At 63.0% G+C, this 23981-nt stretch carries 25 protein-coding genes and 1 pseudogene; 13 read left to right on the top strand and 13 right to left on the bottom strand.

Going from position 1 to position 23981, the window contains the following annotated elements; translation table 11 throughout:
* Positions 1–5: 5 nt before the first annotated feature.
* Positions 6–395 carry a hypothetical protein gene (locus tag LB535_RS09480; RefSeq protein ID WP_095765608.1) on the bottom strand — a complete coding sequence of 130 codons (390 nt, stop codon included), beginning with the start codon at positions 393–395 and terminating at the stop codon, positions 6–8.
* A 307-nt stretch (positions 396–702) separates the two neighbouring features.
* Here LB535_RS09480 and urtA point away from each other — a divergent pair, with 307 nt between their 5' ends.
* From urtA to LB535_RS09510, 6 genes are all read left to right on the top strand, one after another.
* Positions 703–2013, top strand: coding sequence for an urea ABC transporter substrate-binding protein (gene urtA, locus LB535_RS09485; RefSeq protein ID WP_095765278.1), 1311 nt, complete (start codon positions 703–705; stop codon positions 2011–2013).
* Positions 2014–2195: 182 nt separating this feature from the next.
* Positions 2196–3812, top strand: coding sequence for an urea ABC transporter permease subunit UrtB (gene urtB / locus LB535_RS09490; RefSeq protein ID WP_224631979.1), 1617 nt, complete (start codon positions 2196–2198; stop codon positions 3810–3812).
* Positions 3809–5035 (top strand): urea ABC transporter permease subunit UrtC, encoded by a 1227-nt coding sequence (urtC, locus tag LB535_RS09495; RefSeq protein ID WP_224631980.1) that lies wholly within the window; start codon positions 3809–3811, stop codon positions 5033–5035. Before urtB ends, urtC begins: the two co-directional genes overlap by 4 nt.
* Positions 5036–5041: 6 nt before the next feature.
* A complete protein-coding gene (urtD, locus tag LB535_RS09500) occupies positions 5042–5788 on the top strand; it encodes an urea ABC transporter ATP-binding protein UrtD (protein ID WP_224532015.1) in 747 nt (248 codons plus the stop codon).
* 70 nt (positions 5789–5858) lie between these two features.
* Positions 5859–6554 carry an urea ABC transporter ATP-binding subunit UrtE gene (urtE, locus tag LB535_RS09505; RefSeq protein WP_224631981.1) on the top strand — a complete coding sequence of 232 codons (696 nt, stop codon included), beginning with the start codon at positions 5859–5861 and terminating at the stop codon, positions 6552–6554.
* Between the two features lie 265 nt (positions 6555–6819).
* Positions 6820–6996, top strand: coding sequence for a hypothetical protein (locus tag LB535_RS09510; protein WP_224631982.1), 177 nt, complete (start codon positions 6820–6822; stop codon positions 6994–6996).
* Between the two features lie 23 nt (positions 6997–7019).
* Here LB535_RS09510 and LB535_RS09515 read toward each other — a convergent pair whose 3' ends face one another.
* The 9 genes from LB535_RS09515 to LB535_RS09555 form a co-directional block, all read right to left on the bottom strand.
* Positions 7020–8165 (bottom strand): GGDEF domain-containing protein, encoded by a 1146-nt coding sequence (locus LB535_RS09515; RefSeq protein WP_224631983.1) that lies wholly within the window; start codon positions 8163–8165, stop codon positions 7020–7022.
* A 115-nt stretch (positions 8166–8280) separates the two neighbouring features.
* Entirely contained in the window at positions 8281–8538 is a 258-nt protein-coding gene (locus tag LB535_RS09520) for a hypothetical protein (RefSeq protein WP_224602455.1), read from the bottom strand.
* Between the two features lie 141 nt (positions 8539–8679).
* Positions 8680–9483 (bottom strand): DUF72 domain-containing protein, encoded by an 804-nt coding sequence (locus LB535_RS09525; RefSeq protein WP_263481426.1) that lies wholly within the window; start codon positions 9481–9483, stop codon positions 8680–8682.
* A gap of 26 nt (positions 9484–9509) precedes the next feature.
* Positions 9510–9974: a GNAT family N-acetyltransferase gene (locus LB535_RS09530; protein WP_224631984.1), complete on the bottom strand. Its 465-nt coding sequence runs from the start codon at positions 9972–9974 to the stop codon at positions 9510–9512.
* Positions 9975–10002: 28 nt separating this feature from the next.
* Positions 10003–12924, bottom strand: a complete 2922-nt coding sequence (gene uvrA / locus LB535_RS09535) for an excinuclease ABC subunit UvrA (RefSeq protein ID WP_224631985.1) — start codon at positions 12922–12924, stop codon at positions 10003–10005.
* Between the two features lie 798 nt (positions 12925–13722).
* Complete coding sequence (locus LB535_RS09540; protein WP_224544440.1) at positions 13723–14001, bottom strand: hypothetical protein; 279 nt, start codon at positions 13999–14001, stop codon at positions 13723–13725.
* A 75-nt stretch (positions 14002–14076) separates the two neighbouring features.
* Complete coding sequence (locus tag LB535_RS09545; protein WP_224601284.1) at positions 14077–14679, bottom strand: ATP-dependent Clp protease proteolytic subunit; 603 nt, start codon at positions 14677–14679, stop codon at positions 14077–14079.
* Between the two features lie 27 nt (positions 14680–14706).
* Complete coding sequence (locus LB535_RS09550) at positions 14707–15183, bottom strand: SRPBCC family protein (protein ID WP_224631986.1); 477 nt, start codon at positions 15181–15183, stop codon at positions 14707–14709.
* Positions 15180–15494 carry an ArsR/SmtB family transcription factor gene (locus tag LB535_RS09555; RefSeq protein WP_224602448.1) on the bottom strand — a complete coding sequence of 105 codons (315 nt, stop codon included), beginning with the start codon at positions 15492–15494 and terminating at the stop codon, positions 15180–15182. Before LB535_RS09555 ends, LB535_RS09550 begins: the two co-directional genes overlap by 4 nt.
* A gap of 236 nt (positions 15495–15730) precedes the next feature.
* Between LB535_RS09555 and LB535_RS09560 the strand changes: the two genes are divergently transcribed.
* The 3 genes and pseudogenes from LB535_RS09560 (at position 15731) to LB535_RS09570 (ending at position 17193) form a co-directional block, all read left to right on the top strand.
* Positions 15731–16252 (top strand): single-stranded DNA-binding protein, encoded by a 522-nt coding sequence (locus LB535_RS09560; RefSeq protein WP_095765291.1) that lies wholly within the window; start codon positions 15731–15733, stop codon positions 16250–16252.
* Positions 16253–16286: 34 nt separating this feature from the next.
* Positions 16287–16684 (top strand): annotated as a pseudogene (locus LB535_RS09565) (DUF2306 domain-containing protein).
* Between the two features lie 83 nt (positions 16685–16767).
* Positions 16768–17193, top strand: a complete 426-nt coding sequence (locus LB535_RS09570) for an OsmC family protein (protein WP_140841187.1) — start codon at positions 16768–16770, stop codon at positions 17191–17193.
* 97 nt (positions 17194–17290) lie between these two features.
* Here LB535_RS09570 and LB535_RS09575 read toward each other — a convergent pair whose 3' ends face one another.
* Both LB535_RS09575 and LB535_RS09580 read right to left on the bottom strand, forming a co-directional pair.
* Entirely contained in the window at positions 17291–17920 is a 630-nt protein-coding gene (locus LB535_RS09575; protein WP_140546758.1) for a MarC family protein, read from the bottom strand.
* 148 nt (positions 17921–18068) lie between these two features.
* Positions 18069–18602 (bottom strand): hypothetical protein, encoded by a 534-nt coding sequence (locus LB535_RS09580; protein WP_224631987.1) that lies wholly within the window; start codon positions 18600–18602, stop codon positions 18069–18071.
* Between the two features lie 85 nt (positions 18603–18687).
* On the opposite strand from LB535_RS09580, the gene LB535_RS09585 reads away from it, so the two are divergent.
* On the top strand, positions 18688–19518 hold the full coding sequence (locus tag LB535_RS09585) for an AraC family transcriptional regulator (protein ID WP_224631988.1): 831 nt from the start codon (positions 18688–18690) through the stop codon (positions 19516–19518).
* Positions 19519–19681: 163 nt separating this feature from the next.
* Positions 19682–22468, top strand: a complete 2787-nt coding sequence (gene gyrA, locus LB535_RS09590) for a DNA gyrase subunit A (protein ID WP_224544444.1) — start codon at positions 19682–19684, stop codon at positions 22466–22468.
* A 41-nt stretch (positions 22469–22509) separates the two neighbouring features.
* Here gyrA and LB535_RS09595 read toward each other — a convergent pair whose 3' ends face one another.
* Positions 22510–22662, bottom strand: a complete 153-nt coding sequence (locus LB535_RS09595; RefSeq protein WP_095765297.1) for a hypothetical protein — start codon at positions 22660–22662, stop codon at positions 22510–22512.
* 191 nt (positions 22663–22853) lie between these two features.
* On the opposite strand from LB535_RS09595, the gene coaD reads away from it, so the two are divergent.
* Together coaD and LB535_RS09605 are read left to right on the top strand one after the other, a co-directional pair.
* Positions 22854–23354, top strand: a complete 501-nt coding sequence (gene coaD / locus LB535_RS09600) for a pantetheine-phosphate adenylyltransferase (protein WP_095765298.1) — start codon at positions 22854–22856, stop codon at positions 23352–23354.
* Between the two features lie 18 nt (positions 23355–23372).
* Positions 23373–23963, top strand: a complete 591-nt coding sequence (locus LB535_RS09605) for a peptidylprolyl isomerase (RefSeq protein ID WP_411969551.1) — start codon at positions 23373–23375, stop codon at positions 23961–23963.
* The last annotated feature ends 18 nt before the right edge of the window (positions 23964–23981 follow it).

The following is a 23981-nucleotide window of genomic DNA, read 5'->3' on the forward strand; positions in this document are numbered from 1 at the left end:
GCGGGCTATCTTTTGGTGCAGGTCGAGGCTGTGAAGGCGCCGTCCTGCTGTTTCATGATGATGTCGAACGAGGGACCGCTCGGGTCATCCAAGGTCGCCTGGGTCATCGAGACCGAATTGCCGCCGCTGGTGTAGCCGCCGAGCGGACCGAGCCAGGTGATCTCGCCATTGGGATTCATCTGGTAATTGTAAGGCGGCGGCGCGGCGCCGAAGGTCACCGGGCCGCTATAGAGGCTGCCCTTGATGGTGATGTCGCCCAGGTTGAGGAACAGGCCGAGCAGGTAGACCTCGCAGTGATAGACGCCGTCCGGCAGCTTGCCGTCGGCAAAATCGGCGCGGGCGCCGCCGGCGGCGGACACGAGAAGCAGGAAAGCCAGGATTGTTCGCAGGGCCATGACGTCGCTCGTTTGCACGGCGACCTTGCCCCATTTCGCCATGAGCCCGCAACAGGGCCGACAAAGCTATCCTTGCCTTTGTGGTGAAATCATAGGCATTTTCACAATTTGGGCAAAATCTAGGCAGAGGTGCGTAAACTTTTCTCAATCCTGCCGCGTTGCAGTAGAGGCGACAGTTGCGCGGCTCTCATGTAACCGACTGTAATCACTGCATTATCACGAAAACCAGTTCAGCGCATTCCTATCTGGCACGTCGCTTGCACCGCTAATATTGCGATGTAAAACAACCAGCTTGGGAGCGTGTCATATGAGGGGTAACTTCGCGAAAATAACAAAAATCCTGTCCGCCGGCGTCGTCGCGGCTGGTCTGCTGGCTTCAGCGTCCGCCAAGGCGGCTGAAGACACGATCAAGGTCGGTATTCTCCATTCGCTGTCGGGGACCATGGCAATTTCGGAGACGACGCTGAAAGACGTCATGCTGATGCTGATCGACGAGCAAAACGCCAAGGGCGGCCTGCTCGGCAAGAAACTGGAAGCCGTGGTGGTCGATCCGGCGTCCAACTGGCCGCTCTTCGCCGAAAAGGCGCGCGAGCTGATTTCCAAGGACAAGGTCGCGGCCGTGTTCGGCTGCTGGACCTCGGTGTCGCGCAAATCGGTGCTACCGGTGTTCTCGGAACTCGACAATATCCTGTTCTATCCCGTCCAGTATGAGGGCGAGGAGAGCGAGCGCAACGTCTTTTACACCGGTGCGGCGCCGAACCAGCAGGCCATTCCGGCCGTCGATTACCTGATGAGCGCCGACGGCGGCTCGGTGAAGCGCTGGGTGCTTGAAGGCACCGACTATGTCTATCCGCGCACCACCAACAAGATCCTCGAAGCCTATCTCAAATCGAAGGGCGTGCCGGCCGAGGACATCATGGTCAACTACACGCCGTTCGGCTTCTCCGACTGGCAGACCGAGGTCTCGGCGATTAAGAAATTCGGCTCGGCCGGCAAGAAGACGGCCGTGGTGTCGACCGTCAACGGCGACGCCAACGTGCCGTTCTACAAGGAGCTCGGCAACCAGGGCGTCAAGGCCGAGGACATTCCGGTCATGGCCTTCTCGGTCGGCGAGGAAGAATTGGCCGGTCTCGACACCGGGCCGCTGGTCGGCCATCTCGCCGCCTGGAACTACTTCGAAAGCATCGACACGCCGGCGAACAAGAAGTTCATCGACGACTGGCACAAGTTCATCAAGAACGACAAGCGCACCACCAACGACCCGATGGAAGCCCACTATATCGGCTTCAACATGTGGGTGAAGGCGGTCGAGAAGGCCGGCACCACCGATCCGGACAAGGTCATCGACGCCATGGTCGGCGTTTCGGTGCCGAACCTGACCGGCGGCTATTCGACGATGATGCCCAACCACCACATCACCAAGCCGGTGCTGATCGGCGAGATCCAGGCCGACGGCCAGTTCGAGACCGTCTCGCAAACGCCCGGCCTCGTCATGGGCGACGAATGGTCCGACTACCTGCCGGATTCCAAGGACCTGATCTCGGACTGGCGCGCGCCTCTGTCCTGCGGCAACTTCAACGTCGCTACCGGAAAGTGCGGCGGCAAGGGCACCAACTGATCCCGGTCCGTGATCACAGGTCTGTCGGATCGCGGAGTGGCCCCGCGATCCGAGACCGCGGCCCGGGCAGGTTCCTGACCCGCCCGGGCAAGATCCCTGAAACCTAGTTTTGCGCAATTCCGGACGGAAAACCGCTTCACACTTTTCCTGGAATTGCTTGAGAAAGCTGCTTGAAGACGACAATGCTGCTGCTGCGCGCAATTGGTCTGATGTTGCTGCTGACGATGGCTGGACTAACGCCGTCGAAGGCGGCTGAGGCCGACCTTCGCGCATCGATCGGCAAATTCGCAGCTGCAACCGGCTTCTCGGCTACCGAGGCCGTCGTGCGCGAGCTTGCCGCGAGCGGCGATCCGGCGGTAGAGCGGCCGCTTTCGGCGCTGGCCGACGGCAATCTCTACATCCGCAAGGCCGATTCCCAGGTTTTTGTCGGCAAGGAGAGCGGCGACAGCATCGAGCTGCTCGATCCGCTGAGCGGCGAGAACGCCGCCGAAGCGGCCAAGGCCGACCTCACCAAGATCAAGGTCAATAACGGGCTGCGTCGTGTCATCCGCGACGCGCTGGGCACGCTGACCTTGCGCGCCAGGGACGCAAGCGTGCGTCTTGCCGCGGCAATGACGATGTTCAAGACGCCCGATGCGGCGAACATCGGGCCGCTGGATGCCGCAATCGCCGCCGAAATCGATCCCGGCGTCAAGGCCCTGTTCGAGCAGGCGCGCGCGGCATCGGTTCTGGTTTCCGACAAGCCCGAAGCCGATAAGCTCGCGACGATCTCGGTCGTCGCCGCGCGTGGTGATCGCGACGCGCTCTCGCTGCTCACCTCAGTTGAGGCGAACGCCCAGGGCGCGGTCAAGGAGGCGGCAGCCGCCGCGATCGGCAAAATCAACTCCAAGCTGGCTTTGTGGGATGCGGGTCAGAACATCTGGTACGGCATTTCGCTGGGATCGGTGCTGCTGCTTGCAGCGATCGGGCTTGCCATCACCTTCGGCGTCATGGGCGTCATCAACATGGCCCATGGCGAGATGGTGATGCTCGGCGCCTACACCACCTTTGTCGTCCAGCAAGCCATCCGCACCTCGTTTCCGGGCCTGTTCGACTGGTCGCTGGTGATCGCGCTGCCGCTCGCCTTCCTTGTCGCGGGGCTGGTCGGCCTTGCAATCGAACGCGGCATCATCCGCTTCCTCTATGGCCGCCCGCTGGAAACGCTTCTGGCCACCTGGGGCGTCTCGCTGGTCCTGCAGCAGGCGGTGCGCACCATCTTCGGGCCGACCAACCAGGAGGTCGGCAATCCGTCCTGGATGTCGGGTTCGTTCGATGTCGGCCAGTTGGCCATCACCTGGAACCGGCTGTGGATCCTGGCGTTCGCGCTCGCCGTGTTCGGTGTGCTGCTCTACGTCATGAAGCGCACGCCCTGGGGGCTGCAGATGCGCGCCGTCACCGCCAACCGCCGCATGGCCGCCTCGATGGGCATCAGGACGCCATGGGTCGACGCGCTGACCTTTGCGTTGGGCTCGGGCATCGCCGGGATCGCGGGCGTGGCGCTCAGCCAGATCGACAATGTCTCGCCCAATCTCGGCCGCGGCTACATCATCGACAGTTTCATGGTGGTGGTCTTCGGCGGCGTCGGCAATCTGTGGGGGACGCTGGTCGGCGCCTTCTCGCTCGGTATCGTCAACAAGTTCCTCGAGCCCTATGCCGGCGCGGTGCTCGGCAAGATCGTCGTTCTGGTGCTGATCATCCTGTTCATCCAGAAGCGCCCGCGCGGCCTGTTCGCGCTGAAGGGCAGGGCGGTGGAAGCATGATCGCGCAGCGCTTCCTTTCCGCCGATCGCCGCATCGGCATTGCCATCTTCGTCCTGCTGGCCGCCGCCATCATCGTGCCCCTGCTCGACCTGGCGGTCTCGCCGCAAAGCGCCTTCTACATCCCGCCTTACATCGTGGCGCTGATTGGCAAATATCTCTGCTACGCGCTGCTGGCGCTGGCGCTCGACCTGGTCTGGGGCTATTGCGGCATCCTTTCGCTCGGCCACGGCGCCTTCTTCGCGCTTGGCGGCTATGCGATGGGCATGTATCTGATGCGCCAGATCGGCTCGCGCGGCGTCTACGGCAATCCCATCCTGCCGGACTTCATGGTGTTCCTGAACTACAAGCAACTGCCCTGGTTCTGGTACGGCTTCGATCATTTCTGGTTCGCGGCGCTCATGGTGCTGGCGGTACCGGGCCTGCTCGCCTTCGTCTTCGGCTGGTTCGCCTTCCGCAGCCGTGTCACCGGCGTCTATCTTTCGATCATCACCCAGGCGATGACCTATGCGCTGCTGCTCGCCTTCTTCCGCAACGACATGGGCTTCGGCGGCAACAACGGCCTGACCGATTTCAAGGATATACTCGGCTTCAGCGTCCAGGCCGACGCCACGCGCTCGGCGCTGTTTGCGGCCAGCGCCGTTACGCTGGCGCTCGCCGTCTTCGTTACCGCTGCGATCGTGCGCTCCAAATATGGCAAGCTTCTGATGGCGGTGCGCGACGCCGAAAGCCGCACCCGTTTCCTCGGCTGGCGGGCGGAGAACGTCAAGCTGTTCGCCTTCACGGTCTCGGCTATCATGGCCGGCATCGCCGGCGCGCTTTACGTGCCGCAGGTCGGCATCATCAATCCCGGCGAATTCGAGCCGTCCAACTCGATCGAGGTGGTGATCTGGACCGCTGTCGGCGGGCGCGGCACCATTGTCGGCCCGATCCTCGGCGCGCTGCTGGTCAACGCCGGCAAATCCTGGTTCACCGGCGTGCTGCCGGAATTCTGGCTGTTCGCCCTGGGTGGCCTGTTCGTCGCCGTCACGCTGCTTTTGCCCAAAGGCATCGTCGGCATGTGGGATGCCTGGCGCAGCCAGGCCAAGGCGCGGCGCTCAGCTTCGCTTGCGGCGGAAGCCGGCTTCGATCCCGAGGAGCCGCCGCAGCTGAAGATCATGCGCTCGGCGGCGACGACGCCCGGCGCCTGGTCTGCCACCGGCGCCGAGCCGCAGCCGGCGGAGTGAGCGATCATGAGCAAGTCGAACACCATCCTTTATCTCGACGGCGTCTCGGTTTCCTTCGATGGCTTTCGCGCTATCAACAAGCTGTCGCTGGTGCTCGACAAGGGCGAAATGCGCGCGATCATCGGGCCCAACGGCGCCGGCAAGACAACGATGATGGACATCGTCACCGGCAAGACGCGGCCGGACGAGGGCGAGGTGTTCTTCGACGGCGAGGTGGATCTCACGCGGCATGACGAGGCCGAGATCGCCATGATGGGCATTGGCCGCAAGTTCCAAAAGCCGACCGTCTTCGAGAGCCACAGCGTCGAGGACAATCTCATGCTGGCGCTAAAAGGGCCGCGCTCGATCTTTCCCGCGCTGTTCCATCGCCGTTCGGCGGCCGAGACGCGGCGCATCGACGATATCCTCGGCATCATCCGTCTCGGCGACAAGCGCGGTGAGCTCGCCGCCAATCTCAGCCATGGCCAGAAGCAGTGGCTGGAGATCGGCATGCTCCTGGCGCAGGACCCAAAGCTTTTGCTCGTCGACGAGCCTGTCGCCGGCATGACCGATGCGGAAACCGAGGAGACCGCGCGTCTGCTCAAGGACATCGCCCGCGACCATTCGGTGATCGTCGTCGAGCACGACATGCATTTCGTGCGCGAGCTCGGCGTCAAGGTCACCTGCCTGCACGAGGGCTCGGTGCTGTCGGAAGGCACGCTCGATTTCGTTTCGGCCGACGAGCGCGTCGTCGAAGTCTATCTGGGGCGGTGAGCATGGTCTGGCGGGTTCCCTTCCACCGTTTCGATTTCGCTTTCCTGAAGCGCTGGAGAAGGGGCTGATCATGCTCGAGGTCTCCAATGCCACCCTGCATTACGGCGCCGCCCAGGCGCTGCGCGGCGTTTCGCTAAAGGCGGGTGCCGGCAAGATCACTTGCGTGCTCGGCCGCAACGGCGTCGGCAAAACAAGTTTGATGAGATCGATTGTTGGCCATCACCGGCTGACGAGCGGAAGCGTTGCCTTCGAGGGGAAGGCGCTCGACCGGAGCGCGGCGTATGATCGCGCCCGGTCGGGCGTCGCATTCGTGCCGCAGGGCAGGGAAGTCTTTCCGCTGCTCACGGTGCGCGAAAATCTGGAGTCCGGCTTCGCGCCGCTGCGGCGATCCGACCGCAACATTCCGGCCTATGTCTTCGAGCTGTTTCCGGTTTTGAAGCAGATGCTCGGCCGCCGCGGCGGCGATCTCTCCGGCGGCCAGCAGCAGCAACTTGCCATTGGGCGAGCGCTGGTGATGCGACCCAAGCTCCTGGTGCTCGACGAGCCGACCGAAGGCATCCAGCCCTCGATCATCAAGGATATCGGCCGCGCCATCCGCTATCTGCGCGACCAGGCGGGGATTGCCGTGCTTCTGGTCGAGCAATATCTCGACTTCTGCCGGGAACTTGCCGACGAGGTCAACATCATGGATCGGGGCCAGATCGTGCATACCGGTCCTGCAGAAGACCTCGACCGGGCGGATGTGCGGAAGTTTCTGACAGTCTAGAATCGTTTGCTCGACTTCGGTCGACATCGCGAGGCGGCAGCAATCCCAGTATTTCTCTCCGCTGGCCAGGCCGAGCTCTGGCGCGTTGAATACCGCATGCTAGTCTTTTCTTGGCCCTGGTGAGTCGGCCGCTTTCCGTATCAGTTGCAAATGAGGGGGAAGGCGCGGACTCCGTCCGCAAGTTCCACGCAAGCCAATCCACCTAGCTTTCCCCGCAGTGATTGTCGGTCAATGCGTCCAAAAAGAATCTTGCCAGGGGATGGCGATGGAACGTTTTGTCGAGGACTACCAAAAGCGGCGCCTCACCGAGCGCGTCGACATCATGACCGCGATCAACATCCTGATGTCGCAAGGCTATGACGAAGATCATCTCCTGGATGAGATCACCAAGGTTTTCTACGTCGATCTCGACGCCTTCAACGAAATAATCTCACACCATTGAGAGTTTGCACGCGGCGCTAAAACTCAGCCGGCGCGGCGAAAATCCAGGACGCGGTTGCGGCCGCCGCGCTTGGCGGCATAGAGCGCCTTGTCGGCGGCGCTGAGCACCTTGTCGAAGCTCATGCCATCCCTGCTGCCAAATGCGAAGCCCGCGCTGACCGTGCAGCGCAGCGGTCCGGTCTCGGTCTCGACCGTGCGCGCGGCGAACGCGGCCCGGACGCGTTCGGCCGTCGCCTCGGCTGTCTCGGGCAAAGTGCGCTTCAACACCATGGCAAATTCCTCGCCACCCATGCGCGCGACAGAGTCGTTCGGGCGAAGGTCGGCAGAAAGCACTTGGGCAAAGACCTTGAGCACCTCGTCGCCGGCGGCGTGGCCGAATTGGTCGTTGATCGCCTTGAAGCCGTCGAGGTCGAACACCACCACCGCCGTGAAAGCGCTGACGGGCGTCTTGCCGTGCAGGTCGAACAACGCGCGGCGGTTGAGCAGCCCGGTCAGCACGTCGGTCTCGGCCTCATGCTTGTGGTGGCGCGCGAGCCGCCCCTGGTTGAGCGCCAGCGACAGCGCGCCGATGCCGGTCATCGAGGCGATGACGATGACCAAGCTCAGATCCTCCGCCCAGTTGCTCGGCGCGTGGCCGAGGATGAGCTTGCCGTCCCAAGCCAGCACGGCCGCGCAAAGCACGAAGGAAACAGCGGTCAATGAATAGAGCAGCGCCACGCCCACGAGTTGCGCCGGTGCCTCCTCGCGACCCTTCCAATATTCATGCGCGGTGCCGAATAGGAGCAGCGCGGCAAGGAAATTCTCAAGCATGAAGCCCAGACCGTCATAGCCGAGCGCCATTGGCGGTAACGCCAGCGCAAAGGAGATGGCGGTGCCAAGCGTGATGCGCGGCAGCGGCGAGCGGCCGGTCCGGAACTGGTGGGCGGCGCCCAACATCACCGAGAAGCCGAACAGCAGCAGCGCCAGCGCCAGGATGCCGAGGACTGTTCCGGGCGCATTGATATAGGCGTCATAGACAAAAACCTCCGCCACCACCACCAGCACGCTGGTTGCCCAGGTCAGCAGGAACCTGTCGGAACGGGCGGTCAGCCAGGTCCCGAACAGAGTGAGGCTGAGGCAGGCTGCGGAGAAGCCGACGGCCAGAAGCAATGAGTTGTAGTCGAGCAGCATGCACCCGTCCTTGCCGGCGCGCCGGGCTTCCGCAACCTGACGTAGGTCCATTAGTGCAGCAAGGAAGTATCGATTACGTTACGATAGGCAGTGAAGATGCCATAATTCCGCGGCGTCAGAGGACCGCCACCAACAACAGCAGGATGATGCCGACCCCCATCATCAGCAGACCCGGCCAATTCTGCGACAGGCCGAGGAAACCGAGGCCGCGCCGGCGTGGCTCAAGCGTCGGGCCAGGCGTTGTGAGGTTTGGCACCGGGCGATTCGAGGCTGCAGGTGCCGGATCGCTAAGTTTCCCGCGCCTGAGGACCGCGCCGGCCATGTACACGATGCCGGCGACGATGAGCAATGCCCCGATGAGGATGACAGCCATATCACCTCGCTTTCTTAGGGCTCTCCCGATGCCGGAGCCCGGGCCATTGTTCCGCGACGCTCAACCGCTATGGAAACCCGCTCCCGGCGAGAAAGGCAAAACGGTCGAGATGCCCCGTAAGTTCCGGCGGAACTCGCCCCTTCAATCGGTCACCCGCTTCATCAGTGCCATGGCGCCGAACGGCGCGCGCACCTTGCCCTCGGTGATGAAGTAGACGAACACGTCGCGCGGCTTGACCGGCGCATCGGTCTTGGGATCGGCGCGCGGCAGGTCGGCGGGCTGCTTGCCTTGCGCCCAGGTCTTCACGCGTCCCGCCCATTCGTCCAGGCCTTTCGGCGTGTAGCAGTCGGGGTTGTCGTCGCTGCCGGTCTGCAGCCGCGCATAGACGAAGTCGCCGGTTACATCGGCGATCGCCGGATATTTTGCGTGGTCGGCATAGACGATCGCCGCGTTGTATTTTCGGGCGAGCGCCGGGAATTCGGGCACAACAAAACTGTCGTGCCGCACTTCGACCGCGTGACGCAGCGGCACGCCGTCCTGCTTCTCGGGCAGCAGTTTCAGGAAAGCTTCGAAATCGTCCGCGTCGAATTTCTTGGTCGGCGCGAACTGCCACAGAATGGGGCCGAGCTTCTCGCCGAGCGCGGCAACGCCGGAGCCCAGGAAGCGCATCATCGATTCGCCGGCCTCGCCGAGCACCCTCCGGTTGGTCACGAAGCGGTTGCCTTTGAGCGAGAAGACGAAACCCTCCGGCGCTTCGTTGGCCCACTTGGCGAAAGTCGGTTCCTTGAAGCTGGAATAATAAGTGCCGTTGACCTCGATGGTCGGGACCTGCCGGCTGGCGTAGTGGAGTTGCTTGGCCTTGGCGAGCTTGTCCGGGTAGAAGGAGGTGTCCCAAGGCTCGAAAGTCCAGCCGCCCATGCCGGAGCGGATTTTTCCTTGGCTCATTATCGTCCTCCTCTGTTCAAATGTGATCAGGCGGCTCGGTCGACCGACTTCATCATGTCGACCAGGGTCCATCCTGGCCGGTGTGGGTTGGCGCGGCGACCCGTTTCCCGATAGCCGTAGGCGGAATAGAGCGCGATGTTCCGCTCCATCCGCGAATTGGTGTAAAGCCGCACCTCCGGCACGGCCCACAACCGCGCCTGCTCGTCGGCGAAGTTGAGCAGTTTGATGCCGAGTTTTTTACCTTGGAAGGCCGGCGCGACGGCGACGCTGAAGATCATGGCGTGGTCGGGATGCCGTTCGAGGACGATCAGCCCGGCCAGTCCTCCGTCCTCTTCGAGCAGCCAGACCTCGCCGCGCTCGATGCGCGGCGCGTAGTCTTCCGTCACCGGAATCGGCGGGGCGCTGAACAGAGCGGTGTAGGGCGCATAGGCGGCCGTCGTCACCGCGGCAACGGCCGGAAGATCACCGGAAAGCGCTCTTCTAATTGTCATTCAAGCGCCCTTCCGACGAAATGCGCGCTCACTCCGCCGCTTCGCGTTTGCCCCCGGGGCGCCGCTCCAGCAGCTCCTTGAGGAACTGGCCGGTGTAGCTGCGCTTCTCGCGCACGATCGCTTCCGGCGTGCCGGACGCCACCAGCTCGCCGCCGCCGTCGCCGCCTTCGGGGCCGAGGTCCAGCACCCAGTCGGCGGTCTTGATCACTTCGAGATTGTGCTCGATCACCACCACCGTGTTGCCCTGGTCGACCAGCTCGTGCAGCACTTCGAGCAGCTTGGCGACGTCGTGGAAATGCAGGCCGGTGGTCGGCTCGTCGAGGATGTAGAGCGTCTTGCCGGTCGCCTTGCGCGACAGTTCCTTGGCAAGCTTGATGCGCTGCGCCTCGCCGCCCGAGAGCGTCGTCGCCTGCTGGCCGATATGGATATAGCCGAGGCCGACCTGCTTCAGCGTCTCCAGCTTGTCGCGCACGCCCGGCACCGCCGAGAAGAAGTCGACGCCTTCCTCGACCGTCATGTCGAGCACGTCGGCGATCGACTTGCCCTTGAACAGCACGTCGAGCGTCTCGCGGTTGTAGCGCTTGCCGTGGCACACGTCGCAGGTGACATAGACATCGGGCAGGAAATGCATCTCGATCTTGATGACGCCGTCGCCCTGGCAGGCCTCGCAGCGGCCGCCCTTGACGTTGAAGGAGAAGCGGCCCGGCTGATAGCCGCGCACCTTGGCTTCGGGCAACCCTGCAAACCAGTCGCGGATCGGCGTGAAGGCGCCGGTATAGGTCGCGGGGTTGGAGCGCGGCGTACGGCCGATCGGCGACTGGTCGATGTCGATGACCTTGTCGAGGAATTCCAGGCCCTCGATGCGGTCGTGCTCGGCCGGATGCTCGCGCGAGCCCATGATGCGGCGCGAGGCCGCCTTGAACAGCGTCTCGATCAGGAAGGTCGACTTGCCGCCGCCGGACACGCCGGTGACCGCGGTGAAGGTGCCAAGCGGGATTTCCGCCGTCACATTCTTCAGATTGTTGCCGCGCGCGCCGACCACCTTGATGCGCCGGTTCTTCTTCGCCTCGCGCCGCACTGCGGGCGTTGCCACTTCGAGCTCGCCCGACAAATATTTGCCGGTGATCGAGGCAGGTGTGGCCATGATCTGCTGCGGCGTGCCTTGCGCGATGATCTGGCCGCCATGGATGCCGGCCGCCGGGCCGATGTCGACGACATAGTCGGCATGCAGGATGGCGTCCTCGTCATGCTCGACGACGATCACCGTGTTGCCGATGTCGCGCAGGTGCTTGAGCGTATCGAGCAGGCGCGCATTGTCGCGCTGATGCAGGCCGATCGACGGCTCGTCCAGCACATAGAGCACGCCGGTGAGGCCGGAGCCGATCTGCGAAGCGAGCCGGATGCGCTGGCTCTCGCCGCCCGACAGCGTGCCGGAATTGCGCGACAAGGTCAGATAGTCGAGGCCGACATCGTTGAGGAAGCGCAGCCGCTCGCGGATTTCCTTCAGCACGCGGACCGCGATCTCGTTCTGCTTGTCGTTCAACTGCGCCGGCAGGTCGGTGAACCACTGGTCGGCCTTGCGGATCGACATCTCCGTGACTTCACCGATATGCTTGCCGCCGATCTTCACCGCCAGCGCTTCCGGCTTCAGGCGGTAGCCGTTGCAGGCGGGGCAGGGGGTGGCCGACATGAAGCGCTCGATCTCCTCGCGCATCCAGGCGGATTCAGTTTCCTTCCAGCGCCGGTCGAGATTGGGGATGACGCCCTCGAAGGTCTTGGTCGTCTTGTAGGAGCGCAGGCCGTCATCATACTGGAAGGTGATCTCGCGCTCGCCCGTGCCGCGCAACACGGCTTCTTTGGCCTCGGCGCTCAAATCCTTGAACTTGTCGCCGAGCTTGAAACCATAGACCTTGCCCAGCGCTTCCAGCGTCTGCGCGTAATAGGGCGAGGTCGATTTCGCCCACGGGCTGATGGCGCCGTCGCGCAGCGACACGTTCTCGTCCGGCACGACGAGGTTGGGATCGATGGCGCGCTGGCTGCCGAGGCCGTCGCAGGTCGGGCAGGCGCCGAACGGGTTGTTGAAGGAGAACAGCCTGGGCTCGATCTCCGGAATGGTGAAGCCAGACACCGGGCAGGCGAATTTCTCCGAGAACAGGATGCGCTCATGCGTCTCGTTTTTCGACTTGTTGACCGAATCCTCGCCGGTCTGGCTGGCGTCGAGCGGCTTGTCGGCGAATTCGGCCACGGCAAGACCTTCGGCAAGCTTCAGCGCGGTCTCGATCGAGTCCGCGAGCCGCGTGGCCAGGTCGCCGCGCACGACGATGCGGTCGACGACGACGTCGATGTCGTGCTTGTATTTCTTGTCGAGCGCCGGCACGTCGGCGATCTCGTAGAAGACGCCGTCGACCTTGACGCGCTGGAAGCCCTTCTTCTGCAGTTCCAGCAGTTCCTTGCGGTACTCGCCCTTGCGGCCGCGCACGATCGGCGCCAGCAGGAACAGGCGCGTGCCCTCGTCCAGCGCCAGCACGCGGTCGACCATCTGCGAAACCGTCTGGCTTTCGATCGGCAGGCCGGTGGCCGGCGAATAGGGGATGCCGACACGCGCGAACAGCAGGCGCATGTAGTCGTAGATTTCCGTGACGGTGCCGACGGTCGAGCGCGGGTTGCGCGAGGTGGTCTTCTGCTCGATCGAGATGGCGGGCGACAGGCCGTCGATCTGGTCGACATCCGGCTTCTGCATCATCTCGAGGAACTGGCGGGCATAGGCCGACAGGCTTTCGACATAGCGGCGCTGGCCCTCGGCATAGATGGTGTCGAAGGCAAGCGACGACTTGCCGGATCCCGACAATCCGGTCATGACGATCAGGCTGTCGCGCGGCAGGTCGAGATCGACGTTCTTGAGATTGTGTTCGCGCGCCCCGCGAATGGAAAGGTATTTATGGTCGGCCATCGCCGGTCGCCGCCTCAGATCTGGAATTTGCTGGATTGGCGGGATTGTCCCGGCCATCCCCTATGTAGGTATTTTCACCGCCACGTCGAGAGACGCCACAATCTCGACGGGACAAGCCGATCATGGGTTTAACCGTCTTTCGCGCGACCGGGCAAGCGGAAAGAACAAAGGTCGAACACGCTCCTGACAAAGCGTTGTGGAAACAATCGCTCAAACGTTGTGAGAACAATCGCCCACGCGTTGTGGAAACAATCGCGGCCGAGATACCGCGCCGTTGGGTGTGTCGAAGCACTCGACTTACCTGCACGTAACCTCCAGGCGATCACATTTTTTGGTAACCGACTATTCAACGGTTGACGTCCCGGGCCCAGGGGAGCAGTCTCAAACGCGTCAACGAAGCCGGCCGTCTATCGATGGCCTCGCCGCCCAATAGGCGGTCTGCGAGACGCCGCAGGCGACAGCGATTTGCGCTTCGAACGACATTGTCGCAACGGACCCAGGAGCGGAGCATGACGCCACCGGACAGTCCCTTGAGGCTCCACACTGAGATGGAGCCGCGGCGGGCATAAGTGCCAGGGCAGACTTGAAACGCCGGCCCGACAAACCGTGACTTGCCGATTCTTAACAATCAGAGACGATAGTCGGATCGTCGGCTGAACGCCGCGTTGCATCCGAAACAGAACGCCGGCAGTCCACTCCCGGCTAAATTGGATTATCAGATCCATGAAAGCCCCGTCCACCTGCGGAAGCAGTGGCGGGGCTTACATTTTGTGGTGTTCGCGTTTGACCCGCTCGCAATCAATGGTTCGGGATCCGAGCGCCGCCCGTGGCCATATCGATCGTTATGCTGCCACCGATCCTGACATCGGTGTCGCCGATCTTGAAGGAACCGTCGCTGCCGGCCGGTAGCGCGTCTGGTTCCGGCTGCGGCGCCGGCTTGGCGATGCGGTAGTCGCCGCTGACGCCAGGCAGTTTCTGCGCCGAACTGTCGTCGGCAAGGGCGGCGCCGGCCACCAGCGCGCCGGCAAGCGCGGCGAGGGCAACGCACAAGTGCCTGGATTGGAACGGATCGATCATGCGCGGACTATAGGGACGCGGCTAGGGCAATGCCAGACGCGCGGCGATCAATTTGCCGCGCGCCTTCCCGCAACGTCAGGCCGCTTTCTTGCGCGTGTCGTAGACGTGGTCGACAAGGCCCCAAGTCTTGGCTTCCGCGGCGCTCATGAAGTAATCGCGATCGAGCGTGCGCTCGACCTCCTCGTAGGTCCGGCCGCAATGCTTGGCGTAGAGCTCGGTCATATGCTGCTTGGTACGCACGATGTCCTCGGCATGGCGCTGGATGTCTGAGGCCTGGCCCTGAAAGCCGCCCAGCGGCTGATGCAGCACGATCCTTGTGTTGGGCAGCGCGATCCGCCGCCCCGGCGCGCCCGCCATCAGCAGGAAGGAGCCCATCGAGGCGGCAAAGCCCATGCAGACCGTCGACACCGGGCAGGAGATGTACTGCATCGTGTCGTAGATGGCGAAGCCGCTGGTCACCATGCCGCCCGGCGAGTTGATGTAGATCGAGATTTCCTTGTCGGGGTGGTCGGACTCCAGCGACAGAAGCTGCGCGCAGACCAGCGCCGAGACGTTGTCGTTGATCTCGCCGTTGATGAAGACGATGCGCTCGCGCAGCAGCCGCGAAAAAATGTCGAAGGAACGCTCGCCACGGCTCGATTGCTCGATGACCATCGGCACCAGATTGGCAATGCTCATGACGGGTTTCCTCGGTCCTCTTTTTGATCAGGCCGCGCGCAGCATCATGCAGGGCGCGTTGGCGGCGATCGGGTTCTTGCGCGCGTGAAGCGAGAGCCCGCAGCTGGCGCCGGCAATGGCGAGGACAGATTCCGCCACCGGCACGAAGCCGTCATGGACGATGCTGAGATGCGTGCCGCCTGAGGCGGTGCGCGCCAGCGTGAAGGTGACGATGCTGTCGAAGGCCGGAAACCGGTCGCGGTCGTTCGCGTCGGGCCGCTGATGCCAGGAATAGCGCAGCAGCTTGCCGGGCTCGGCCTCGATCACCTCGCATTCGATCGATTCATCCGGTCCGGCAAAGGCAAAGCGGGCGCCGGCTTCCGCCTTCATGTCGTTCGGCATCATCCAGGCCGCCAGCAGTTCCGGCTCGGTCAATGCCCGCCAGACTTTTTCCGGCGGCTCGGGAAGCTCGCATTCGAAGTTGAGCGCTGCGTCGGTCGCCGTCGGCTTCCCTGCTTTGGTCATTGGTCCATTCCCTTCAGAACCGTCTTCAACTTCTCGATGCGTTCCGGCCAGAAGGCGCGGTAGCGTTCGATCCAGCCGAGCAGCGGGTCGAGCCCTTGCGGATCGGCGCGGTAATAGGCGTTACGGCCGGCACGCCGCTCGACCACCAGGCCGGCGCCGCGCAGCACGGCAAGGTGCTGCGAGACCGCCGGCTGGGACACGCTCATGCCGGCGCGTAGCTCGCTCACGCTCATCTCGCCAGCGGCCAGCCGCTCGTAAACCGCGCGTCGTGTCGGGTCGGCGAGAGCGCGGAAAATCTCTGCTTCGATCATGGCAGAAGCATAAGTCGATACTTATCGATTTGGCAAGCTTCTATTTGATCGCCATATCAGAATGCACGTCCACTCCTGCCTTTGCTGACATTCCTTGACAGAAAGTGCAGCTATGACTAGAACGAAAAGAGAACAAAAACCTTGTGGGAAAAGCCAGCCTTTTGCGGGCGGCGACGACCCGCAGGCTATAAGGTGAGCGACTTGAAATTTGTTTCGGATGAGCGCGGAGAAGTAAGATGGCGGGTAGCGTCAACAAGGTCATTCTGGTCGGCAATCTCGGAGCGGATCCTGAAATCCGACGCCTGAATTCCGGTGATCCGGTCGTCAACATTCGCATCGCCACGTCCGAAAGCTGGCGCGACAAGAACTCGGGCGAGCGTAAGGAAAAGACCGAGTGGCATAACGTCGTCATTTTCAACGACCAGCTCGCCAAGGTGGCCGAGCAGTATTTGAAGAAGGGCATGAAGGTCTATGTCGAGGGTCAGCTGCAGACCCGCAAATGGCAGGACCAGACCGGTGCCGACAAATACACCACCGAGGTCGTGCTGCAGAAATTCCGAGGCGAGTTGCAGATGCTCGACGCGCGCGGCGAGGGCGGCGGCGGCCAGGTCGGCAATTATTCCGGCGGCGGCAACAGCCGAGGATCGGATTTCGGCCAGTCCAGCCCGAATGAAAGCTTCAACCGCGGCAGTGGCGGCTCCAGGGGCGGCGGTGGCGGCGGCTCGTCACGCGAGCTGGACGACGAGATCCCGTTCTAAGCGTCTCGAAACGGCCGTCTGAGGGGAAGGCGTGATGTCGCTCGGACCGCTTCTGTCGGCGTCGCCTCCCATTCCGTGGCATGCATTCGCGGCCTTCGCCGCTTTGGCCATCGGCGGCGCCCAGTTGGCGCTGCCGAAAGGTACTGTGCGTCATCGTGTGCTGGGCTACAGCTGCGTGGCGTTGATGCTGGTCATCGCCATATCGAGTTTCTGGATCCAGCAGATCCGGCTCGTCGCTCCGTTCAGCCCGATCCATCTGTTGTCGATCCTGGTGCTGGTCACCATGCCGCTGGCGGCCTGGTATGCGCACACGCATAAGGTAACCGCGCATCGCGGCGCCATGATCAAGCTCTATCTGTTCGCGCTGGTCGGCGCCGGCATCTTCACGCTGCTGCCGGCCGGATCATGCACGCCGTTGTGTTCGGCCAGTAAGGCGTGTTGATATTCAGGTGAGGCCGGCCTGACCTGAATATCAACACGCCTTGGCGGACGGCAATTTCTCAAGGAAGGTCAACGTGAAAGCACGCATCAAATGGGTCGAGGAACGCACCTTCGTCGGCGAGTCCGGCAGCGGCCACAAGGTCGTGCTGGGCACGGCGCACAGGCCGGAAGGCAAGACGCCGGGACCGAGCCCGATGGAACTGGTGCTGATCGGCACCGGCGGCTGCTCGGCCTATGATGTCGTGCACATCCTCGAGAAGGGCCGGGAGGCGGTCGAGGATTGCGTGGTCGAGCTCGACGCCGACCGAGCCGAAGCCGATCCAAAGGTGTTCACCCGCATCCACATGCATTTCATCGTCAAGGGCAGAGCCCTGTCGCACGACAAGGTGAAACGCGCGATCGATCTGTCGATCGAAAAATACTGCTCGGCTTCAGCCATGATGGCCAAGACGGCGACCATCACGCATGATTTCGAGGTGGTCGAGACGGCGGCGAAGTAAGGCAGTAGGTAGGCAGTAGGCAGTAGGCAGTAGGCAGTAGGCAGTAGGCAGTAGGCAGTAGGCAGTAGGCAGTAGGCAGTAGGCAGTAGGATACCGTTCAAGCGGCCATCAGCGCCTTGATGCCGTCCGCCACGAACTGCACGGCAAGCGCCGCGAGGATGACGCCGAGCAGACGGGTCAGGATCGAGCGGCCGGTCTGGCCGAGGATGCGGTCGATACGCTCGGACAGCACGAAAACCAGAAAGGTGATCACCAGGCAGATCGCTATGATGCCGACCAGCGCCGCCTGTGCGCCAAAACCCTGGAAGGAGCCCGACAGCAGCACGGTTGCCGAGATGGCGCCCGGACCGGCGATCAGCGGGATTGCCAGCGGGAAGGCGGCGATGTTGTGAATCATGTCCTTGGTGATGGCGACGTCGCCGATCTTCTCTTTGCGGTCCTGGCGGCGCTCGAACACCATTTCGAAGGCGATGAAGAACAAGAGGAAGCCGCCGGCGACGCGAAAGGCCGGCAGCGTTATGCCGAACACCGACAGGATCGAGGCGCCGGCAATCGCAAACAACGCCATGACCAGGAAGCCGATCACCGAGGCGCGGACCGAAACCTGCTGGCGCTCGTCACGATTCATGCCGCGCGTCACGGCAAGGAACAGCGGCGCCAGTCCCGGCGGGTCGATGGTCACCAGGATGGTGACGAAGGCGTTGAACAGGCTGTCGAAACTCGGCATCGCTGGTCCCCTCCCGCCGGGCGAAGCCCAGGTTTTGCAATTGGTAGAGCAAAGCCGCGGCGCTGGAAAGCGGAAGGAAATGGTGTGCGAAGCTGCGAAAGCAGGCGCGAAGGATCGCTACTTTCAATTCCTTGCGGCTTTTCGACCGCTATCGAGGTTCATTTAGGCGACGAGCCAGAAACTCGACCTCCATGCGCCAGGTCGCGCCGCCATCATGCGAGCGCTCGCCGAGCCAGCGAAACGAGTTTTCGGTGATGCGTGAAAAGCTCCAGCGCACAGACGCGCCGGTGCCGTCGGCACCGACCTGGACGATCGTGCCGTCCTCGGCGCGGCCGAGTTGGCGGCTGTAATACTGGTTCCGCGGATCGCTCCAGAAGATGTGCCAGGCGTCGGCGCCCGGATCGTAGACACGCAAGGTGGTGCCGTAGAAGGTCCATGCTCCGAGCGACGTCTGGGCCCCGGTGTTCCGCGCGGGCAAGATCCAGACGTCCTGCACGGCGCGGCCTTCGAGAACCCAGCCGAAATGCACTTCGCCGCGACCCGTGAGCTTTGTGCCATCCTCGAGAATGCGTGTGGCATCGAACGTCCATGCGCCGATGAAGCGGCCATAGAGCTTCAGCTTTTCGGCAAGGTCCGGTTTTGGGCCGTCGCTGTGCAGGGCCTCGGCAAAGGGATCGGTCATTGTTGCTGCCTCGTTTGTCAGGAGAGGGCCAGCAATAGCGGTATGGCAGGGTTCTGCGCTTGGGAAAAATTGCTATCTTTCAGCCATGACGACCGCGCAGAAGACTCTGGCTTCCGGACATGGCTGGCAGGTGTCCGACGTGGTGTGCACGGCCATCGCCGGCGACAAGCCATTCGAGGAAGAGCATTGCAGCTTTTGCGTCGCCGCCGTGACCAGGGGCGCGTTCCGCTATCGCACGCGCCAGGGGACGGCGATGCTGGCGCCGGGCGCCATTCTGCTCGGCAATCCCGGCGCCTGCTATGAATGCGGGCATGAGCACGGCGCCGGCGACCGCTGCCTCTCCTTCCATTTTTCGCCGGCCTATCTGGAGCGCGTCCTGGCCGACCTGCCGGATGTGAAACGGCTCGGCTTTACCCATCCACGCCTGCCGCCCTTGCCGGCGCTGGCGCCTCTGCTGGCCGAGGCGGAAGCGGCGCGGGAAGCGGGCGACGGCGACGCATTCGAGGAACTCGGCCTGCGCATGGCCGGGGCGGTCGCCACGGCTGCGGCCGACACTTCCACAGCTGGCCGGGCGCCCAGCCGCCGCGACCAGAAGCGCGTTGCCGAGGCGGTGCGGCTGATCGAGCTCAACGCCGATCGACCATTGTCGCTTGCCAAGCTCGCCGCCGGCGTGGCGACAAGCCCGTTTCACTTCCTGCGCACGTTCCGGCAGGTTGCCGGCATGACGCCCTATCAGTTCCTGCTGAGGACGAGGCTGCACCGCGCCGCGGTGCGTCTGCGCAGCTCGGGCGCGGCGATCTCGACGATCGCCTTCGATGCCGGCTTTAACGATCTGTCGACCTTCAACCGCCGGTTCCGGCGCGAGATGGGACAAGCTCCCGGCGCGTATCGCGCCAGACGGCCCAGAGGGCGCTAACGCCGGCTGAAGCGAAATCGACCTTGGCCATATCGTCGCAATCAGCGATATCCATTTGAAATTGCCATCAAAATTGTCTCTGGAAAAGTGCGGCCGACATTGGAGTTTCGGCGAGGCTTCCTATATAAGCGGTGAGTGATTCCCGACTGGATTGTGACCTGATTTGACCGACCAGAAGACACCGCGCGGGCCGGACGGCGGCCCCACCGGCATCGAGCCGATTTCGATCATCGAGGAGATGCAGCGCTCCTATCTCGATTACGCCATGAGCGTGATCGTCAGCCGTGCGCTGCCCGACGTGCGCGACGGCCTGAAGCCGGTGCATCGCCGCATCCTCTATGCCTCGCATGAGAGCGGCTACCACTGGAACCGCAAATATGTGAAATCGGCCCGCCCGGTCGCCGACGTGATGGGTAAATACCATCCGCATGGCGACGCCTCGATCTATGACGCGCTGGTGCGCATGGCGCAGGACTGGTCGCTGCGCGTGCCGCTGATCGACGGTCAGGGCAATTTCGGCTCGATCGACGGCGATCCGCCGGCGGCGATGCGCTACACCGAGTCCAGGCTGACCAAGGTCGCGCATGAGCTCTTGGAGGACATCGACAAGGAAACCGTCGATTTCCAGGATACTTACGATGCGTCCGGCAGCGAGCCCAAGGTACTGCCGGCCCGTTTCCCGAACCTTCTGGTCAATGGCTCCGGCGGTATCGCCGTCGGCATGGCCACCAACATCCCACCGCACAATCTCGTCGAGGTCTGCAACGGCGCCATCGCTCTCATCGACAATCCGGCGATCGACCTGACGGCGCTGATGGAGATCGTGCCCGGTCCGGATTTCCCAACCGGCGGCATCGTGCTTGGCCGTTCGGGCATCTACAATGCCTATTCGACGGGCCGCGGCTCGATCGTCATGCGCGGCCGCGTCGAGATCGAGCAGCGCGGCAATGACCGCGAATCCATCGTCGTCACCGAGATTCCCTATCAGGTGAACAAGGCCTCGATGATCGAGAAGATGGCCGAGCTGGTGCGCGACAAGCGCATCGAGGGCATTTCCGACATCCGCGACGAGAGCGACCGCCAGGGCTACCGCGTCGTCGTGGAGTTGAAGCGCGACGCCGTAGCCGACGTTGTCCTCAACCAGCTCTACCGTTTCACGCCGCTGCAAACCTCGTTCGGCGCCAATATGGTGGCGCTCAACGGCGGCAAGCCGGAAGTGCTGACGCTGATCGACATGCTGAAGGCCTTTGTCGGCTTCCGCGAGGAAGTCGTCAGCCGTCGCACGAAATATCTGCTGCGCAAGGCGCGCGAGCGGGCGCATGTGTTGGTCGGTCTGGCGATTGCGGTCGCCAATATCGACGAGGTGATCAAGCTGATCCGCACCGCGCCGGATCCGCAGACGGCGCGCGAGCAATTGATGGAGCGGCGCTGGCCGTCACACGATGTCGCTCCGCTGATCCAGCTGATCGATGATCCGCGCCATCGCATCAACGAGGACGGCACCTATAATCTGTCCGAGGAACAGGCGCGCGCCATTCTTGACCTGCGCCTGCAGCGCCTGACCGCGCTCGGCCGCGACGAGATCGCCGACGAATTGAACCAGATCGGCGCTGAAATCGTCGATTTCCTTGATATTTTGTCATCGCGCGCGCGCATCCAGCAGATCGTCAAGGACGAGCTGGTCGCGGTCCGCGACGAGTTCGGCACACCGCGCCGCACCGAGCTGACCGACGGCGGTTCGGATATGGAAGACGAGGACCTGATCCAGCGCGAGGACATGGTCGTGACCGTCAGCCATTCCGGCTACATCAAGCGCGTGCCGCTTTCACTCTACCGGGCGCAGCGCCGTGGCGGCAAAGGCCGCTCCGGCATGTCGACCAAGGAAGAGGATTTCGTCACCCGCCTGTTCGTCGCCAACACGCACACGCCGGTGCTGTTCTTCTCATCGCGCGGCATCGTCTACAAGGAAAAGGTCTGGCGGCTGCCGATCGGCAACCCGCAATCGCGCGGCAAGGCGCTGATCAACATGCTGCCGCTCGAGCAGGGCGAGCGCATCACGACGATCATGCCGCTGCCGGAGGACGAAACCAGCTGGGGCGAGCTCGATGTGATGTTCGCGACCACGCGCGGCACCGTGCGCCGCAATAAGCTGTCCGACTTCGTCCAGGTCAACCGCAACGGCAAGATCGCCATGAAGCTGGAGGAAGAGGGCGACGAGATCCTTGGCGTCGAGACCTGCACCGACAATGACGATGTGCTTCTGACCGCGAATTCCGGCCAGTGCATCCGTTTCCGGGTCTCCGATGTGCGTGTGTTCCAGAGCCGCAATTCCGTCGGCGTGCGCGGCATAACCATGGCCGAGACCGACCGCATCATCTCGATGTCCATCATCGAGAACGTCGATGCGTCGCCCGCAGAGCGCGCAGCCTATCTGAAGCGCGCCGCGGCGGAGCGCAGGCTTGCCGCCGGCGGAGCCGGCGAGGAGGAGGAGATCGCGCTCACCAATGAGGAAATCGGCGAGGAAGCCGAGCTTTCCGAGGAGCGCTACGAGTTCCTCAAGGCGCATGAGAAGCTTGTGCTCACAGTGACCGAATATGGCTACGGCAAGCGCTCGTCGTCCTACGATTTCCGGCTGACGGGCCGCGGCGGCAAAGGTATCCGCGCCACCGATGTGTCGAAGGTAGCCGAGATCGGCCGGCTGGTCGCGACTTTCCCGGTCGGCAATGACGATCAGATCATGCTGGTTTCGGACGGCGGCACGGTCATCCGCGTGCCGGTCAACGGCATACGCTTCGCCAGCCGGGCCACTAAGGGCGTGACGATCTTCAACACGGCCGAAGGCGAGAAGGTTGTATCGGTGGAGCGGATTTCGGAACCGCAGTCGGACGAAGAGGCCGAAGACGTGGCTTCAAGCGAGACCGGCACCGACGACATGGGCGAAGGCGAATAGGTTCAAGCTTCACCGGCCTCTCTGGGCCGGTGCGATCATGATCAGTGGCGACGGTAGACGTTGCGATGGGCGAAACCATCGAGCCGCTTGGTATTGGCCTTGACGCGCACCCGCGCTGCTTCCTGATGCAACCCGAATGCAGTCGCGATCAGCATCACAATGGTCATTGCAGTGGCAAGCATGTAGATCAGCATTTGCGTGTTCTCCTGGGCGTACAACGATGAGGTGGGGATTTGGTTTCACCTCTTGAAGCGGCAACCTAGTGAACGCTGCGTGAAATGTTCGTGATTGCCGCATTCATCTGTCGTTCATCGGCGCGAAAAGGTTCACGGCAATGCAATTAATGAGATTTGCCTTTGTCCGAGAGGCTCGCTAGAAGCCTGCCATGACGGAACGCACCGCCCTTTACGCCGGCTCTTTCGACCCGCTGACCAATGGCCATCTCGATGTGCTGAAAGCGTCGCTGGCGGTGGCCGACACCGTCTACGCGGCGATCGGCATTCATCCGGGCAAGAAGCCGTTGTTTTCCTTCGAGGAACGCGTTGAGTTGATCGAGGCCGCAACCAAGGTCGAATTCGGTCGCGACAGCGATCGTATCAAGGTCGTGTCCTTCGACGGGCTGGTCATCGACGCGGCCCGCAAGCACGGCGCCTCGATCATGATCCGCGGCTTGCGCGACGGCACCGACCTCGATTACGAAATGCAGATGGCCGGCATGAACGAGACGATGGCGCCGGAATTGCAGACGGTTTTTCTGCCCGCCAGCCCTTCGGTGCGCACCATTACCGCCACACTTGTGCGCCAGATTGCGTCGATGGGCGGCGATATCCGCCCGTTCGTGCCTGCGGCCGTTGCCGGCGCGCTCGCCGCCAAGTTCACCAAATAGGTTTTCCCGGAGATACCCATGCAGCTGAAGAAGCTCGCTTCGTTCCTTGTCGTGGTTGCCGGCCTTTTCGCGGCGTCCTTGCAGGCCGTCGCCGCCGACAAGGAAAACACAATGATCATCACGCTCAAGGACGGCGACGTGACCATCGCGTTGCGTCCCGATCTGGCGCCCAAGCATGTCGCGCAGATCAAGAAGCTGGTGCGCGACGGCGCCTATGACAACGTCGCCTTCCACCGCGTCATCGACGGCTTCATGGCGCAGACGGGCGACGTCAAATTCGGCAACATGAAGAAGGGGTTCAACCCCGAAGCCGTCGGCACCGGCGGCTCCGATCTTCCCGACCTGCCGGCCGAGTTTTCGCAGAGCGAGCAGTTCGCGCGCGGCGTGGTCGGCATGGCCCGCTCGCAGGACCCGAACTCGGCCAACTCGCAATTCTTCATCATGTTCGCGCCGGCGCCGAACCTCGACGGCCAGTACACCATCGTCGGCAAGGTGGTCGGCGGCATGGATCTCGTCGATGAGATCAAGAAGGGCGATGAGGCCGACAACGGCACGGTCACCGACCCCGACCGAATGATCAAGGTCCGCATCGCCGCCGATAGCAAGTAACTCCCTCAATTTTCAAAG

Source organism: Mesorhizobium sp. CA10, assembly GCF_020165285.1.
GTDB lineage: Bacteria > Pseudomonadota > Alphaproteobacteria > Rhizobiales > Rhizobiaceae > Mesorhizobium.